At 72.4% G+C, this 16257-nt stretch carries 9 protein-coding genes; all 9 read right to left on the bottom strand.

Annotated elements, in window-relative coordinates; translation table 11 throughout:
- Positions 1 to 10: 10 nt before the first annotated feature.
- From AB0D49_RS33395 to AB0D49_RS33355, 9 genes are read right to left on the bottom strand one after another with little or no spacing between them, the layout of a single operon-like run.
- Entirely contained in the window at positions 11 to 283 is a 273-nt protein-coding gene (locus AB0D49_RS33395; protein ID WP_362764999.1) for an acyl carrier protein, read from the bottom strand.
- Between the two features lie 59 nt (positions 284 to 342).
- The gene (locus tag AB0D49_RS33390) at positions 343 to 1131 is read right to left on the bottom strand and encodes an alpha/beta fold hydrolase (RefSeq protein ID WP_362764996.1); all 789 of its coding nucleotides are present in this window, start codon (positions 1129 to 1131) and stop codon (positions 343 to 345) included.
- A gap of 44 nt (positions 1132 to 1175) precedes the next feature.
- Positions 1176 to 2057, bottom strand: coding sequence for a 3-hydroxybutyryl-CoA dehydrogenase (locus AB0D49_RS33385; RefSeq protein ID WP_362764993.1), 882 nt, complete (start codon positions 2055 to 2057; stop codon positions 1176 to 1178).
- The gene (locus AB0D49_RS33380) at positions 2054 to 3052 is read right to left on the bottom strand and encodes a ketoacyl-ACP synthase III (RefSeq protein ID WP_362764991.1); all 999 of its coding nucleotides are present in this window, start codon (positions 3050 to 3052) and stop codon (positions 2054 to 2056) included. Before AB0D49_RS33380 ends, AB0D49_RS33385 begins: the two co-directional genes overlap by 4 nt.
- A gap of 58 nt (positions 3053 to 3110) precedes the next feature.
- The gene (ccrA, locus tag AB0D49_RS33375) at positions 3111 to 4439 is read right to left on the bottom strand and encodes a crotonyl-CoA carboxylase/reductase (protein ID WP_362764989.1); all 1329 of its coding nucleotides are present in this window, start codon (positions 4437 to 4439) and stop codon (positions 3111 to 3113) included.
- Positions 4440 to 4468: 29 nt separating this feature from the next.
- Complete coding sequence (locus tag AB0D49_RS33370; RefSeq protein WP_362764986.1) at positions 4469 to 13075, bottom strand: beta-ketoacyl synthase N-terminal-like domain-containing protein; 8607 nt, start codon at positions 13073 to 13075, stop codon at positions 4469 to 4471.
- On the bottom strand, positions 13072 to 13623 hold the full coding sequence (locus tag AB0D49_RS33365) for a flavin reductase family protein (protein WP_362764984.1): 552 nt from the start codon (positions 13621 to 13623) through the stop codon (positions 13072 to 13074). The genes AB0D49_RS33370 and AB0D49_RS33365 overlap by 4 nt, the downstream gene beginning before the upstream one ends.
- Positions 13623 to 15095 carry an amino acid adenylation domain-containing protein gene (locus tag AB0D49_RS33360; protein ID WP_362764982.1) on the bottom strand — a complete coding sequence of 491 codons (1473 nt, stop codon included), beginning with the start codon at positions 15093 to 15095 and terminating at the stop codon, positions 13623 to 13625. Before AB0D49_RS33360 ends, AB0D49_RS33365 begins: the two co-directional genes overlap by 1 nt.
- Positions 15092 to 16234 carry an acyl-CoA dehydrogenase family protein gene (locus AB0D49_RS33355; protein WP_362764979.1) on the bottom strand — a complete coding sequence of 381 codons (1143 nt, stop codon included), beginning with the start codon at positions 16232 to 16234 and terminating at the stop codon, positions 15092 to 15094. The genes AB0D49_RS33360 and AB0D49_RS33355 overlap by 4 nt, the downstream gene beginning before the upstream one ends.
- Positions 16235 to 16257: the final 23 nt, after the last annotated feature.

Below are 16257 nucleotides of genomic sequence, written 5' to 3'. Positions count from 1 at the left end.
CCTTTCGGTGTCACCGCAGTTCCTTCGCGAGGCCGTGCACCATGTCCGTGATGGCGTCCACGTCCGTGAAGTTCCTGGCGGTCAGATGAGTCGGCGGGACGGCCACCCCGAGATCGGTCTGGATGTAGTTGATCAGCAGCGATGTGTTCATCGAGCTGAGCACGCCCCACTCCAGCAAAGGGGTGTCGCGGGAGATCTCGGAGATGTCGCTGCCGTCCAGGAAGTTGTCGCCGATGTACTGGCTGACAGCCTTGCTGATCACGTCGCGGTCGGTTGTGTCCACGGTCTGTCTCCTGAGTTGATGGGCTTGGACCCGCTGGGGTGCGCGGGCTCAGCAGCACGTCACAGCGCGCTGGTCGCCCGGACGGTCGTATGTGAGGGGGAGCCGGCCGGTACGGGGGCGGGGGCCGTCAAGACCCGGCGCAGACGGTCGGTGAGCGACGCCCTGAAGTCCTCACCGTCCAGCAGGAAATGACCGCTCGACAGCACCGTCATCTCGAACGGGGCCGTGGTCTCGTGCGCCCAGCCGAACACCTGCGGAAGTTCGATGAGTCGGTCGCGGCGCCCGGCGTAGACGGAGAGCGGAACCCGCAGCGCCGGGCCGGGCGACCTGGTGTAGGTCTCGGTGAGACGCAGATCGTGGCGGATGGCCGGGAGGTAGACCCGCAGCAGTTCCGGTACGTCCCGCAGCTCCGTGGGAATGCCGCCGTACCGGCTGAGTTCGCCGAGGAGCCGCTCGTCCGGCATCTGATGCATCGGGTGGTGCGAAAGCGTCCCGGTGGGGCAGTTGCGCCCCGCGACGATCAGTGCGGCGGGGGGTGCGCCGAGCCGGCTCAGCTCGCGGCTCAGCTCGAACGCCACAAGGGAACCGAAGCTGTGCCCGAACACGGCGAAGCGGCTCCCGGCCGAGGAAAGGACGGTGGGCACGAGCCCCGCCACCAGTTCGTCCAGGCCGTCGGCCAGCGGTTCCCGCAGCCGGGCTCCGTGGCCGGGCAGTTCCAGCGGCACCACCCGGCAGCCGGGCGGCACGAACGACCCCCAACGCCGGTAAGGAGCCGCGCTGCCTCCGGCGTGGGCGAGACAGTAGAGCGTCAGTTCGGTCGGGTCGTCGTCGACGGACGGTGGCCGCACGTGGGTCCCTCTCCTCTCCGGTGTGCGTCTGGGGCGGGCCGCGGCTAGGCGTAGGTGTAGAAGCCGCGCCCGGCCTTCTTGCCGAGCCACCCGGCCTCGACCATGCGGCTGAGCAGCGACGGCGGTGCGTACAGGGGCTCCTTGAACTCCTCGTACAAGGCGCCCGCGACCGACGCGACGACATCCAGTCCGACGAGGTCCGCCAGCCGCAAAGGCCCGACCGGGTGGCCGCAGCCGCCCTGCATACCCTGATCGATCACCTCGGCGGTGGCGAACCCGGACTCCACCATGCGCATGGCGGACAGCAGGTAGGGCACGAGCAGGGTGTTGACCACGAAACCCGTCCGGTCCGTCGAGCGGATGACCTCCTTGCCGAGCGTCTCGGTCAGGAACTGCTCGGTGCGGTCGGTCACGGAGGCGTCCGTGTGCAGCGAGGGGATCAGCTCGACCAGCGGGATGACAGGGGCCGGGCTGAAGAAGTGCACCCCCAGGACATGGGAGGGGCGGTTGGTCGCCCGGCCCATGCCCATGATGGACAGGGACGAGGTGTTGGAGGCGAGGACGGCGCCCGGGTCCTCCACGATCTTGTCCAGCTCGGTGAAGAGCTCGCTCTTCGCCGCCCGGTTCTCGGGGATGCACTCGATGACGAACTGGCGGTCGGCGAGGTCGAGCAGATCCGTCGTGAAACGGACCCGGTCCAGACAGGCCCGCACCTCGTCCTGCGACATCCGGCCCCGCCGCGCGGAGCGCCCGAGGGACTCCGCCAGGCGGGCGCGCCCCTTGTCGGCGGCGCCCACCGAGCGCACCACGCCGACCACGTCGAGGCCGGCCCGCGTGCACAGTTCGATGATGCCCAGGCCCATCAGCCCGCAGCCGACCACACCGGCGCGCCGGATGCCGGCCCCCTCCGGGTGACGCGCCGTCATGATGCCTCCGACCAGCGCAGCAGACCGGCCCCCAGGGACATGCCGCCCCCGAACGTCCCGATCAGTACGAGGTCACCGTCGTGCAGTGCGCCGGCGCGGTGTGCCTCGTCCAGAGTGACCGCGACGGAGGCGCTGCCCATGTTTCCGTAGCGCTCCAGGGTGCGGTGGGTGCGAGCGGCGCCCAGACCGCACTCCACGGCGAGCTGGCGCAGCAGGACGCCGTTGGGCTGATGCGGCACGAAGTGGCGGATCTCGTCGACGCCGACGCCGCAGTCCTGGGCCAGACGTGCCACCAGCGGGGGGAAGTGTTCGAGGACGAAGTCCCGTACACCGCGTCCCTCCATCCGGAAGTAGTGACCGCCCTCCGCCACGGTCGCCTCCGAGGCGGGAAGCCTGCTGCCACCCGCCTCCACCCGGATCAGCCGATGCGCGTCGCCACGGCTGGCGAGCCGGATGTCGATGAAGCCCGTGCCCTCCGGTACCGCGCCGACCACCGCGGCCCCGGCGCCGTCACCGATCAGCACGGCCGTTCGCCGGTCGGAGAAGTCGAGGCAGCGCGAGTAGAGGTCGGCCGAGATCACCAGGACCCGGGCCGCGGGCCGGCGCGCGACCAGGGTGCGGGCCAGTTCCAGGCCGTAGACGAATCCGCTGCAGACCACATTGATGTCGAAACAAGCGGCGTTCCAGGCGCCGATGCGGTCCTGCACCAGGTAACTGGTCGGCGGCTGGGGCGAGTCGCCGGTGGAGGTCGACAGGATGATGTAGTCGATCTGCGCGGCGTCGAGACCGGCCTGGTCCAGGGCGTGCCGCGCGGCCCGGGTCGCCAGGTCCGAGGTCGCTTCGGACGGCGCCGCGTAACGGCGCCCCATGATCTCGGTCTTCCGCTCGATCCACTCGGTCTCCACCCCGACCCGCGCGGCGACCTCCTCGTTGCTGACTTCCTCCTTCGGGACGTACGAACCGGTGCTCAGGATGCCGATTCCTTGCCTGGCCATGGCCAGTCCCCTCTCTTCCTGGTGAGGATGTGCCGCCTGTCGCCTGTCGCGGACGCAGTCAGCCGGCGTTCCTCAGGGCGGTGATCCGTTCCTCACCGATGCGGGCCCGCAGAGCGGGGTCCGTGACGCCGGTGCCGTCGCGAGGAGCCAGGCATCGCACCCCGACCTTGCCGATGTGCGCGTTGCGCTGGACCAGCCGCACCGCTTCCCCGACCTCTTCCAGCGGAAAGACCGTGGACAGGACGGGAACGAGCTTTCCGAGACTGAACAGGCGGCTGCATTCGGCCTGCTCCTGAAGGTTGGCCGCGTGGCTGCCGATGATCCGCTTCAGGTTCATCCACAGATAGCGGTTGTCGTACTCGTGCCGGTAACCGGAGCTCGAACCGCAGGTGATGACGGTCCCGCCGCGGCGCACGACGAACACGGAGATGCCGAACGTGGCGCGGCCGACGTAGTCGAACGCGATGTGCGGGTCCTCGCCCACCTCGGCACGGATGAGGCGGCCCAGACGCTTGCCCTGCTCGATGGTCTGCTCCGGCGTGGCCGCGCCGCCGATACCGATCTCGGACCTGTTGATCACCACGTCGCAGCCGAGACCGCGCAGCAGCTGCGCCCTGCTCTCGGAGCTGACCACGCCGACGGGGATGCCACCGGCGTTCTTGACGAGCTGCACGGCGAATGCGCCAAGTCCCCCTGTCGCGCCCCAGATCAGCACCACGTCACCGAGCTTGACCCGGGCGCCCCGGTCGCTGATCAGCATGCGGTAGGAGGTGGACGCCGTCAGCATGTTGCTGGCGGCCTCCTCCCACGTCAGGTGAGCAGGCTTGGTGAGCAACTGGCTCGCCCGCACCACGGCGTAGTGCGCGAGACCGCCGAAGTTCGTCTCGAACCCCCAGGCGCGCTGGCCGGCGCCGAGCATACCGTCGGCGTGCGTGGCGGGCTCCTGGTCGTCCACCTGGACGCAGGTGGCGACGACATGGTCGCCCACACGCCAGCGCCGGACTCCCGGCCCGACCCGCACGATCACCCCGGCCGCGTCGGAGCCCAGGACGTGGTGGGGCTGGTCGTGGCGTGCCGCGTAGCGGTCCTCCTTGCCGAAGCGGCTCAGGAAGTTGAAGGTGGGCAGCGGCTCGAACATGGCCGCCCAGACACTGTTGTAGTTGACGGAGCTGGCCATGACGGCGATCAGGACCTCGTCGGGGGCCAGTTCCGGCATGGGCACGTGGCCCACCCGCAGTGACTTGCGTACGTCCTTGTCCTCGACGCCCGCGAACATGCCGATGTCCTCACGGCGGGTGTGTGCGGCGAGGTAGCGGCGCGGAACGGGTTCACGCGCCAGAACCTCCGGTGGCGCACCTGAGACAACGGCATCGGCCAACGTGTCCATGGTCTTTCCCTCCTGAGATGCGTGGTCGGTCAGTACGAGGTCCGGTTGATCAGCTCGTCCGCCGCGGCAAGCTCGTCGTCGAGCAGGGTGAGCAGCTCGTCGTCGGAGGCCCCCGCCAGGTCAGTGGTTCCGGGCGCCGCCACAGGGGTCGCGGGCGGCGGGGCCGGCCGCGCCGCTGGCGCCGTGGGCCGCGGGTCCTGGCCGAGGGCGAGCACCTCGGTGGCCAGATGGCGTACGACGGCGGCGGACGTGGGGTGCTCGAACGCCAGCGTCGCCGGAAGGCTGCAACCGAAACGGCGCTCAAGGCGTATCCGCATCTCCAGGACGGTGATGGACGTCATGCCTATCTCGAAGAACCCCTGATCCGGCCCGAGTTCGTCGGCGCTGTCCAGCCCCAGGACCGCCGATGCCTCCTCCAGCACGCAGTCGAGCAGGAGATCGTCACGTTCTGCCACCGGCAGCGCCCGCAACCGGTCGAGCAGCTCGCCCCGGCCCGCCGGAGCCGCCGTACCCTCGGCGGCAAGCTCGTCGAAGAGCGGCCAGGGCAGTGTCCGCTGGTACAGCGGGAGCAGCAGGCTCCAATCGGCCCTCGCCACCGCGGACAGGGCGTCGTCCCCCGCCAGCGCGTGATCCAGGAGCTCGAGGGCGTCCGGCGGAGCGAGCGGCTCCAGACCGCTGCGGACCATCAGAGCGGCACTCTGCCCGTCCAGCAGACCGACACCGTCCCACGGCGTCCAGGCGATCTGCCGGACCGGTAGCGCCAGCGAGTCCCGATGCTCGGCGAGGGCCGTCAGAAGAGCGTCCGGTGCGGCCTGCCGGCCCGATCCCACAGCTCCCCACAGGGACGCCACGGAACCGAAGACGACGAAGACGTCCAGGTCCAGGCCCTCGGCGAGGCACACCTCGTGCAGGGTCCAGGCACCGAGAGCCCGGTCGCGCGCGAGCGAGGCCAGCTCGTCCTGCTCGGGCGGCGCGGCATCGGCGGAGTCCAGGTTCCAGCCGGCCCCCAGCCAGAGCACGCCGGCCACGGGAACGTCCCGCTGCTCCGCCTCCTTGATCAGCCGCGCCACCCGGCCGGCCCCCGAGCCGTCGTGCTCGGACACCAGCGCCCCGGTGCGCACCACGTGCCCCGCTCCGCGCTCCTTCAGCCAGCGCTCGACGTGCCCGGCCAGCTCCCCGTCGTCTCCGGCGAGGAGATACGTACGGTCGGTGCGCAGCGCCGGCTGCTCCAGCACCGGCTCCGGCGGCGCGCAGCGGACGATACGTGCGACCAGCCTGCGGCCGTCACGTACAGCGACATGGTCCTCGTCGTCCAGGGCGAGGAGGTGGGCGAGCACGGCCGCGGCGTCGGCCCCGGTGTCCCGGACCAGCGGATCGAGATCCAGCACGCCGCCCCAGACCGCGGGCCGTTCCACTCCCGTGACGCCCGCGAGCCGGTGCACGGGGGCGTGCAGCGCTGCCGGCAGCTCACCCCGGTGCGGACGCACCGCGCCGCGCGTGACATAGGTGACGCGGGCCGGGTCCTGCCCGGAGCCGGTGACCGCCTGCGCGGCGGCGGCAACGGCCGGTACCGAGGCCGCGACCCGGGCCGCGTCGAGCAGCGACTCGTCCTGCGTGGGCGCGTGGTCGGGCAGGTCCAGCGCGGTCAGGTGCACGATGCCGCGCACCGAGTCCGCGGGACTCGTGCGCAGGACCTCGGTGAGCCGCTCCGCGAGCTGCCCGCCCGCCTCCGGCACGAGGATGTGCACCGTGTGGCCGAGCCCGCGCAGCCGGTCCGCCAGTTCGCCGGCGACGCCGCCGCGGTCGGCGAGCAGTACGTACGCGCCCATGGTGTGCCCGCTGCCGGGAGTACCGGGGTGGGCCCGTTCCCGCCAGTCGACGCGGTAGCGGCTCTCCGCGGCCCGACGCCTCTCCTCGGCGGCCGGTGCCCGCTGCGGCGCCGGCGCGAGGAGCACATCCCGTAGCTCGGCCAGGATCTCGCCCTCGGGCGTGCTCACCCGCACATGGGCCTGCGGCCGGTCCCCGTGCTCGGGTGTCCGCCAGGCGGTCACGCGTACGCGCTCACCCGGCCTCGCGTGCACCGTGAGAGAACCTATGCGGCGGGGCACCAGCTCCTCGCCGGCGCCGAGCAGCACGTGGGGCAGCCGCAGCGCCGTCTCGAGGACCTCCGGGTCACCCAGCCAGCGCAAGGTGGCGGGGCGCAGCTCCATGTCGATCTCCAGGGCGTGCGGTCCGCGCCGCACGGCGAGGACACGGGCAGCCCGGTCACCTTGGGAGGCGCACCACTGGGCGAGCTGACCGTCGGGCTCGGTCCAGGCGTCCGGCAGTCCGTCCGGCAGTCCGTCCGGCAGTCCGTCCGGCACTCCGTCCGGCGGGGACGACGCGCCGCTTCCCCGGCCGGGCAGGGAGTTGCCGAGGGCGATGGTGCGGAACGGCCCTTCGCCCCGCCGGGCGTGCAGGGCGAAGCCGCGCGCACCGGCCGCCCCCGGGGTGAGCACGAGCTGGGCCACCACGCCCTGCTCCCGGGTGACGAAGCACGGCCGTTCCAGGGCGACGTCCACCAGCCGGTACGGCTTGTCGCCCTGACCGGTGACGGCGGCCAGGGCCAGCTCCAGCCAGCCGCCCGCGGGCAGCCGTGCCGCCTCGCCGGTCAGGGGGGCGCCGAGCCGCCCGGCCAGGTCGCTGCCGATCTCGGCCTCCACGATCCGGGAACCCTCCGGGCCCGTGGTGCGCAGCTCCCGTGCGAGCAGCGGGTGGCCGCCGACCGTGCCCGTGGCGGGCGCGGTCTCGTGTTCGACCCAGTAGCGCTTGTGCTGCCAGGTGTAGCGCGGAGTGCCCACGAGTCTGCCGCCACGGGGGTGCAGACGCCGCCACTGCACGGTGCGGCCCCCCGTGTGCAGCCTGCCCAGGGCGGTCAGGAGCGCCTCGCGCCCGTCGGTGTCCCGGAGCAGCGAGGGGATGAGCAGGACGTCGCTGACACCGGCGGCCTCCACCTCGTGCTCGGTCGGTGTCAGCTGAAGAGGGTGCGGGGACAGTTCGATGAACGTGTCGTAGCCGTCGGCCAGCAGGGCGCGCACCGAGTTGGCGTACCAGACCGGCTGGCGAAGGTTCCGGCCCCAGTAGTCGGCGTCCGGCGGCGCGTCCATCCGCGCCCCCAGCACCGAGGAGTACAGCGGGGTGCGCGGAGCGACCGCTGTCAGCTCGGACAGCCGGTCCACCAGGCGGGCCCGCAGCGGCTCGACCAGCGGGCTGTGCGCCGGACCACCCGCAGCGATCGTGCGGAAGAAGACGTTCTCGCGCCGCATCCGCTCCTCGATCTCGGCCAGGGCGCCGCTGTCGCCCGAGATGACCGTCGACCGGAAACTGTTGACCACGGAGACGCACAGCCGGTCCTCGTACCCCATGAGTTCGGTGGCCGTGCGCTCTGCGTCGAGACCGACCACGGCCATGGCGCCCTTGCCCATGAGGTCCTTCAGCACCTCGGTGCGGTGCGCCATGACGTCCACGGCCTGGGAGAGGTCGAGTGCGCCCGCGCACAGCGCCGCGGAGACCTCACCCATGCTGTGGCCGGTGACCGCCGCCGGCTCCACGCCCAGCTTGCGCCAGAGCTCGACGAGCGCGTACTGGATGCTGAACAGCAGGAACTGCTGGTCGAGTTCGGCCCGTGGCTCCTCGCCCTCGGCCAGGACGCGTGCCACCGACCAGTCCAGGTGTCGCCGCAGTTCCTGGTCGCACGCCTCGACCGCCGTGCGGAAGACGGGCTCGTCCCGCATCAGGTCGCGGGCCATACCGCGCCAGTAGGAGCCGTGCCCGGAGAAGACGAACACCGGTCCGCGCCGGGACGGCCCGCCCGCCTGCCCGACGCTGGTCCCCGGGGCGCTCTCGCCGTGCGCGACGGCGTGGAGCCGCTCGGCGAGCTGGGCCTCGTCCCGGCCCACCGCCACGAGCCGGTGGTCGAGATGGCTGCGCCGCAGCGCCGTGGTGTACGTCAGGTCGGCGAGCGCGGGCGCGGTGCCCTCGCCGGCCGTCAGCAGTGCGGCGTAGGCCCGTGCCTGCGCCTCGAGTGCGGGCCGGGTCGCCGCCGACAGCGGGAGGACGAACGTGCCCTCCCCGACGGTGTGCGGGGTCGGTTCGGTGCGGGCCCGGACGGGCTGCGGGGCAGGGCGCTCGCAGAGCACCACGTGCGCGTTGGTGCCGCTGAAACCGAAGGCGCTGACCCCGGCGACCCGGCGTGCGCCGGGCGACTCCCATGCCACGGACCGGGTCGGCACGTCCAGGGCCAGGCTGTCCCAGGGGATGTCCGGGCTCGGCTCCCTGAAGTGCAGATGCGGCGGGATCTCGGCATGGTGCAGGGCCAGGACGCTCTTGATGAGTCCGGCGATGCCGGAGGCCGCCTCCAGGTGCCCGAAGTTGGTCTTCACCGAGCCGACCCGGCACGGTGCACCGTTCTCCCGCCGGCCGAGCACGGCGCCGAGCGACTGAAGCTCGATCGGGTCACCCAGTGGGGTGCCGGTGCCGTGCGCCTCGACGTAGCCGACCTCGTCCGGATGCACTCCCGCGTCGGCGAAGGCGGTGCGCAACAGCTCTTCCTGGGCCGGGCCGTTGGGCACGGTCAGGCCGCTGCTCGCGCCGTCCTGGTTGACGGCCGAGCCCAGGATGAGCGCCAGCACCTCGTTGCCGTCGGCGAGTGCGGCGGACAGGGGCTTGAGGACGACGATGCCGCATCCCTCGCCGCGCGTGTATCCGTCCGCGGAGGCGTCGAAGGTCTTGCACCTTCCGTCCGCGGCGAGTGCCCCCATCGCGCTGGTGGAGCGGTGGATGGTGTCGTTCAGGATGAGGTTGACGCCCCCGGCGACAGCCACCTCGCTCTCGCCCGACCGCAGGCTCCGCACGGCCAGATGGACGGCGACCAGCGAGGAGGAGCAGGCGGTGTCCACGGCCAGGCTCGGACCGTGCAGGCCCAGCAGGTAGGACAGGCGGCCCGTGGCGGCCGTGAAGGAGTTCCCCGTTCCGTAGAAGGCGTCGATGTTGCCAGGGTGCCGGGTGACGATCTGGCCGTAGTCCGTGGAGTTCATGCCGAGGAAGACACCGGTGCGGGTGCCCGCGAGGTCGGTCGACGGCAGGCCCGCGTGCTCCAGCGCCTCCCACGCGACTTCCAGGAACAGCCGCTGCTGCGGGTCCATCACGCGGGCTTCACGGGGCGGTATCCGGAAGAACGCCGCGTCGAACTCGTCGACGCCGTCGATGAATCCGCCCCGCCACAGTCCGGCCCCGTCGAACCGGCCCTCGGGAAGGGTGCGGATGGCGTCCACGCCGTCCCGCAGCATCTTCCAGTACGCGTCCGGCCCTTCGGCCCCGCCCGGGAAGCGGCAGCCCAGACCCACCACGGCGATCGGCTCCGGACCGCTCGGGCCAGGTGACGGCGCGGGGTCCGCCGGCGCCGTCAAGGCCGCGGAGCCGGGCAGCGGCTGCCGGGGCCCGGACTCGCGGCGGGCCGTGCCGCCGGGCGCCGGGGCGGGCGTGCCCTGCGGGTCCGGGGCGGGCGTGCCCTGCGGGTCCGATGCGGTCGCGGCGTGCGGGTCCGGTGCGGTCGCGGTCGGCGGGTGACCGGCCGCGGCGGGAAGCAGCGGCAGCAGGTGGTCGGTGAGCCGGTCGACCGTGGGATGGTCCAGAGCCACGGTCTTGGGCAGCTCGAGGCGCAGGACCCGCTCCAGCGACCTGGCCAGCTCGACGGCGCCCAGACTGTCCATCCCGAGCTCCGCGAAGCCCTGGCTGCGCCGGACCGCGCCGCCCTCCGTGAGACCGAGCGCGCGAGCCACCAAGTCACCGACCAGGACGGCCAGGTCGGCCGCCTCGTACGTGGTGGCGGACTCCTCGGGCGCCGCGGTCCGCGCCGGCTCCGCGGGTGCTTCGGCGGGCAACGGCTCGCTCACCGTCCCCGGGGGGAACCACAGACGTGTGCCCTGCCAGGGGTAGCCCGGCAGCAGATGACTCACCGTGTCGTGCCGCGGGTTGACGTGGGTGAAGTCGACGGGCACGCCCCGCGCGTACAGGGCGCTCAGGGCGGTTCGTGCCGTGCGCACGTCGTCGGTCGCGCGCCGCAGCGACGGCACGACAAGTCCCGCGGTCCCCTGGGCGTCGAGCACCTGGGCGATCGGCTGTGCGAGGACGGGGTGCGGACCTATCTCCACGAAGGTCCGGTGTCCGGCGCCCAGTGCCGCCTCGATCGCCTCGTGGAAACGCACGGGCTCGCTGACGTTGCGCGCCCAGTGCCCGGCACCGAAGCCGGGACGCGTGTCCTCGCCCCGCGGGTGCGGCACGGTGGTGAACATCGCGACACTGTTCTCGCGCGGCCGGATGCCTTCCAGAAGCCCGGCCAGTTCCTCCCCGTACGGGGCCAGCCGGGGAGTGTGGAAGGCGTAACCGCCCGGCATGGTCCGGCAGTCGCCGCCCTCCTCCCGCACCTGCCGGACGAACGCGTCGACAGCGGACGGCTCGCCCGCCACGACGGTGCTGCGGGGGCCGTTGACGGCCGCGATGTACAGCCCCTCGTGGTGCTCGACCAGTGCGGCGGCCTCGGCCTCGGACAGGGTGGCCGAGGCCATCCGGCCCTGCCCCGCGACCGCCTGGAGCAGCCGGCCGCGGTGCGTGACGATGTGTACGGCGTCCGGCAGCGACAGCACCCCCGCCACATGTGCGGCGGCGATCTCGCCCATGCTGTGCCCCACCACGGCCCCTGGTCGCACACCCCAGGACTCCCACAGCGCCGCGAGGGCGACCTGGACCGCGAAGACGACCGGCTGGGCGACCTCGGTGTCGGTGGTGAGGCGGGAGTGCTCCTCGTCGGCCGTCAGCTCGGCGAGGACCGACCAGCCCGTGAGATCGGAGATCAGCGCGTCGCACGCGTCCAGGCGCGCACGGAAGACGGGCTCCCGCTCGTGCAGCAGCCGCCCCATCCCCGGCCACTGACTGCCCTGCCCGGAGAAGACGAAGCACACGCCGCCCGGCCGGTCGCCCGCCACCGCCCCGGCGCTCCCGTACCGCAGCTGCGCGTCCAGCTCGGCGGCCAGCTCTGCGGCGTCGCCACCCGTCACGGCGAGCCTGCGCTGCCCGTGGTGGGTCCGGCGCCGGGAGGCGGTGTCGACGTATGCGCCGAGGACGCCGGCGCTCTCGGGGCCGCTCTCCTCGGCCAGCCGGGCCAGCCGGTCGCGGTGGGCGGCGGCCAGCTCGCGCAGCGCGTCACCGCTGCGCGCGGACAGCGGAAGGACCAGCTGTGCCGGCGCCCCGGGGCCGGGTCCGGCGTCCGCGGTCACCGGGCGGACGGGGGGCTCCTCGACGATCACATGCGCGTTGGTGCCGCTGAGTCCGAAGGCACTGACACCCGCCGCCCGCGACCGACCCGGACTGCCCGGCCAGGGCAGCGGCTCCGACGCCGAGGGGGCGCGCAGCCGCCACGCGTCCCACGAGATGGCCGGATTGGGCGTCCGCAGATGGAGGTGGGGCGGGATCTCGCCGTACCGGACCGCGAGCGCGGCCTTGAGCAGGCCCGCCACTCCGGCGGCGGCGTCGGTGTGTCCCAGGTTGGTCTTCACCGAGCCGACCATGAGCGGCTCGTCCCGCGGCCTGCCCCGGCCGAGCACATGGCCGAGCGCGTACATCTCGATCGGGTCGCCGAGCGGTGTGCCCGTACCGTGCGCCTCGACGTAGCCGATGTCGTGCGGATCCATGCCGGCGCTGCGCAGCGCGTCCTGGAGCAGCTCCTGCTGGGCCTCGGTGTTGGGCACGGTCAGCCCGACGCTGTGCCCGTCGTGGTTGACGGCGGAACCGCGGATCACCGCGAGCACGTCGTCCCCGTCGGCGAGCGCGTCGGAGAGCCGCTTGAGGACCAGCACGGCACAGCCGTCGCCCCGTACGATCCCGTCCGCGCCGGCGTCGAAGACCTTGCAGCGGCCCTGGGGGGACATCGCTCCCGCCTGGCACATGAACATCGTCAGCTCGGGCGCCAGGAGGAGGTTCACACCGCCGACCAGCGCCGCGTCCGACTCACCGAGGAGCAGGGACTGCCGGGCCAGGTGCACGGCGACGAGCGAGGACGAGCAGGCGGTGCTCAGCGAGATGCTCGGACCGCGCAGTCCCAGATGGTAGGAGAGCCTGCCCGAGCTGAAGCTGGGCTCTTTGCCCGACGCGTACCACGGGTCGATGCCGGTGCGGCCGGCCCGCTGCGAGTGGAGGACGAAGTAGTCCGCACCGAGCCCGCCGGTGAAGACGGCGGTACGGCTGCCGGCGAGCGACCCGGGCTGGATGCCCGCGTCCTCCAGTGCCTCCCAGGCGACCTCCAGCAGCAGCCGCTGCTGCGGGTCCATCTGCCGCGCCTCGCGGGGCGCGATACCGAAGAAGGCGGCGTCGAACTTGTCCACGTCCGGCAGGAATCCGCCCCACCGGGTGTACATGGTGCCGGGCGTCCCCGGTTCGGGGTCGTAGTAGCTCTCCAGGTCCCAGCGGGACGCGGGGACCTCGGTGATGACGTCGGTGCCGCCGCGCAGCAACTGCCACAGCCCTTCGGGGCTGTTGCCGCCGCCGGGGAAGCGGCATCCCGCGCCGACGATGGCGACGACGTCCTGTGCGTGGGCGCTCATGACTCCTCCGCGCGTGACGGCTCCGGACCCAGCAGCCGCCGGTAGTCGCCGCGCCAGTAGGCCAGGGGCAGACGTTGCTGCTCCATACCGCCGCCGACGATCCGGCCGACGATGAGCGTGTGGTCCCCGGCGACCACGGACTGCGCGAGGACGCACTCGGCGTGGGCCACCGTGGGCTCCAGGAGCGGCATCCCGGTGACCTTGCCCGGCTCCCACCGGATGCCGTCGAACTTGGTGCCGCAGTCCGAGGCGAACAGGGCGGACAGGCTCTGTCCGTGCTCGCTGAGGAAGTTCACGGCGAACCGGCCGGTCTCCTTGATCACCCGCAGGGTGCCGCTGCGGTTGCTGACCCCGGTGAGCAGCATCGGGGGAGCGGCGGAGACACTGCAGACCGCCGAGCAGGTGAAGCCCTTGGGCCCGGAGCCGTCCAGTACCGTGATCACGCTGACGCCGCTGGCGAGGGAGCCGAGCAGCGAGCGGAAGGTCTCCCGGTCGACGGAGGCGAGCTCGGTGTCGTCGCTCAGGTGTGCTCGCAGAGGGCTTCCCATCACAGCTCACCCGCCTCGAGGGCACGGACGAGTCCGCGCCGGTCGAGTTTGCCGTTGGGGGTTCTCGGCAGGTCGGCGCAGACGGACATCCGGTCGACGATCATGTACGTGGGCAGTCGTTGCGCGCAGTGGCGCTTGACGGCGAGGAGCGAGGGGGACTGCGCGCCGGCGGGGACGACCACGGCGTGCAGCCGTGCCTCGAAGCCGGAACCGACCACCGCCACGCCGGCGTCGGCGACCGACTCCATCGACAGGAGCGCCGCCTCGATCTCGCCCAGCTCGACGCGGTGGCCGCGGATCTTCACCATCTGGTCGCGCCGGCCGACGTAGTGCAGGGTTCCGTCCTCGTCCCGCCGCGCGAGGTCGCCGGTGCGATAGGGCCCCTCGTGCGGTTGCTGTCCCCAGTAGCCCAGCATCACGGTGGGGCCCAGGACGACGATCTCCCCCTCGTCCGCCGCGTCAGCCGCCTCCAGCCGTACGGTGTCGCCGGAGCAGGCCTGCCCGATGGGCAGCGGGGCGGTGCGCTCCAGGTCCGCGTCGGTGACCTCGTACGACGTGCACACATTGGTCTCGGTCGGGCCGTACCAGTTGAGCATCCGCACCTTGGGCCAGCTCCGGCGCAGCTCCTGTGCCTGGGGGAGCGGGAACGGCTCGCCGGCGAAGACACAGACCCGCAGCGCGGCGGGGGGCGGCTCGTCGAGGAGCCGGCCGTCGCGCATCATCAGGTTGAGTGCCGAGGGCACCGAGTACCACACGGTGATCTCCCTCTCGCGGATGAACTGCGCCAGGTGGGCGGGCACGTAGGCCATGTCCTCGGGCACCAGGTGGACGCAGGCGCCGCACAGGAACGCGGCGTAGAGGTCGAACACGGAGAGGTCGAAGTTGAACGGCGCGTGGTTGGACAGCCGGTCGTCGGGCCCTATCTCCAGCTCGGCCGCCGCCCATTCGACGAAGGCCAGCGCGTTGCGGTGGCTGATGCTCACCCCTTTGGGCGCGCCGGTGGAGCCGGACGTGTAGAGGATGTAGGCGTGGTCGTCCGGTGCGCTCCGGTACGGCGCGGGCGGCGCGGCCCCCTTCGTCTCGTCGCCGAGGAGGTCGGGCAGGCTCACCACACGCTCGGCCCAGTCGGCCTGTGCGGCACGCGGCGCGGCCTCGGCGTCGGCCACGACGAGGACGGGCGCCGCACTGTCCACGATCAGTGCGAGACGGGCGGGCGGATTGGCGCCGGTCACCGGCACGTAGATCGCGCCGATCCGCAGCACGGCCTGCATCACCGCGACCGTGGCCACGCTCTTGTGGCTCCAGATGACGACCCGGTCACCGGGGCGCACTCCCCGGTCGCTCAGGGCGGCGGCGTAGCGGTCGGCGAGACGGTCGAGTTCCTCGTAGGTGGCGCGTTCCTGAAGACCCGCCACGGCAAGGGCCCTGGGATACTTCCTCGCCGAGTCGCTGAGCAGCTGGTGCAGCCTCATATCCCGAGCTCCCTGGTGATGATCTCGCGCTGGATGTCGGAGGTTCCGGAGAAGAGCACCGAGGGAACGGTGTCGCGCAGCGCGGCCTCGATGCGGTCGGCCCGCTGGTAGCCGCGCCCGCCGAAGATCCGTACGGCGTCCAGCGCGCTGCTCAGCGCGCCTTCGGAGACGGCCAGCTTCGACAGCGCGACAGACAGCGTGGCGGGACGGCCCTGGTCCATCTCCCAGCAGGCGCGGTAGAGCAGCAGACGCGCGCTCTCGGTGCGCAGCTTCATCTCGGCGATCCGGTGGGAGACCGCCTGGAAGGCGGTCAGTCGGCGGCCGAACTGGCGACGGCTGCGGGCGTGTTCGACGCACTGGTCGACGAGGCGGTCCATGAGGCCGACGTATCCGGCGAACAGGCAGGCGCGCTCCCATCCCATGGAATGCTGGAAGATCGCCGCGCCCTGTCCGGGCTCGCCGAGCAGCTGGGCGTCGGGCACGAAGCAGTCGTCGAACCGGACGGTGCCGGCGGGGCACTGCGCCAGGCCCATCTTCTCCATCGGCCCGCCGACAGCCAGTCCGGACGTGCCACGGCGCACGACGAAGCCGGTGATGCCGAAGTGCCCGGCGTTCGGGTCGGTGGTGGCGTAGGTGAGGTAGACGTCTGCCAGGGGACCGTTGCTGACGAAGCTCTTCTCGCCGTTGAGCCGCCAGCCGCCCGGGACGCGCTGCGCGGTGACGGCGAGCCTGGAGACGTCGGAGCCCGCGTCCGCCTCCGTGATCGCGTTGCCGGCGATGAGCTCACCTGTGCACATGCCGGGCAGCAGTTCCGCACGCAGAGCGGCCGGTGCGAAGTCGACGAGGGGCATGGCACAGGCGAACAGGTGGGCGCTGGCGCCGAAGACCAGGCCGGTCTCGGCGCAGCCCCGGCCCAGCGCCTCGATCTGCCGCGCGGTCTCCAGCGCACCCAGTCCGCCGCCGCCGTAGCGGGCCGGGACACTCGGACCGAGCAGGCCGAGCTTGCCCAGGCGCAGCCAGTCCTCGCGCCGGTAGTGGTCCGTCGCCCTTGACGTGTCCTCGAACGGGAAGGCCCCGCGTACGTCGGACAACGTCTTGTCGTAGCGGGCCAGTTGGTCGTCGTTCCAGCCGAAGTCCATGGGTCTCTCCTGCTCGGCGAGTG

Source organism: Streptomyces sp. NPDC048290 (assembly GCF_040652095.1).
In the GTDB taxonomy this organism is placed as follows: domain Bacteria; phylum Actinomycetota; class Actinomycetes; order Streptomycetales; family Streptomycetaceae; genus Streptomyces.
Note: the sequence above shows the minus strand (reverse complement) of the source record. Positions and strands in the feature narration are given on the sequence as shown.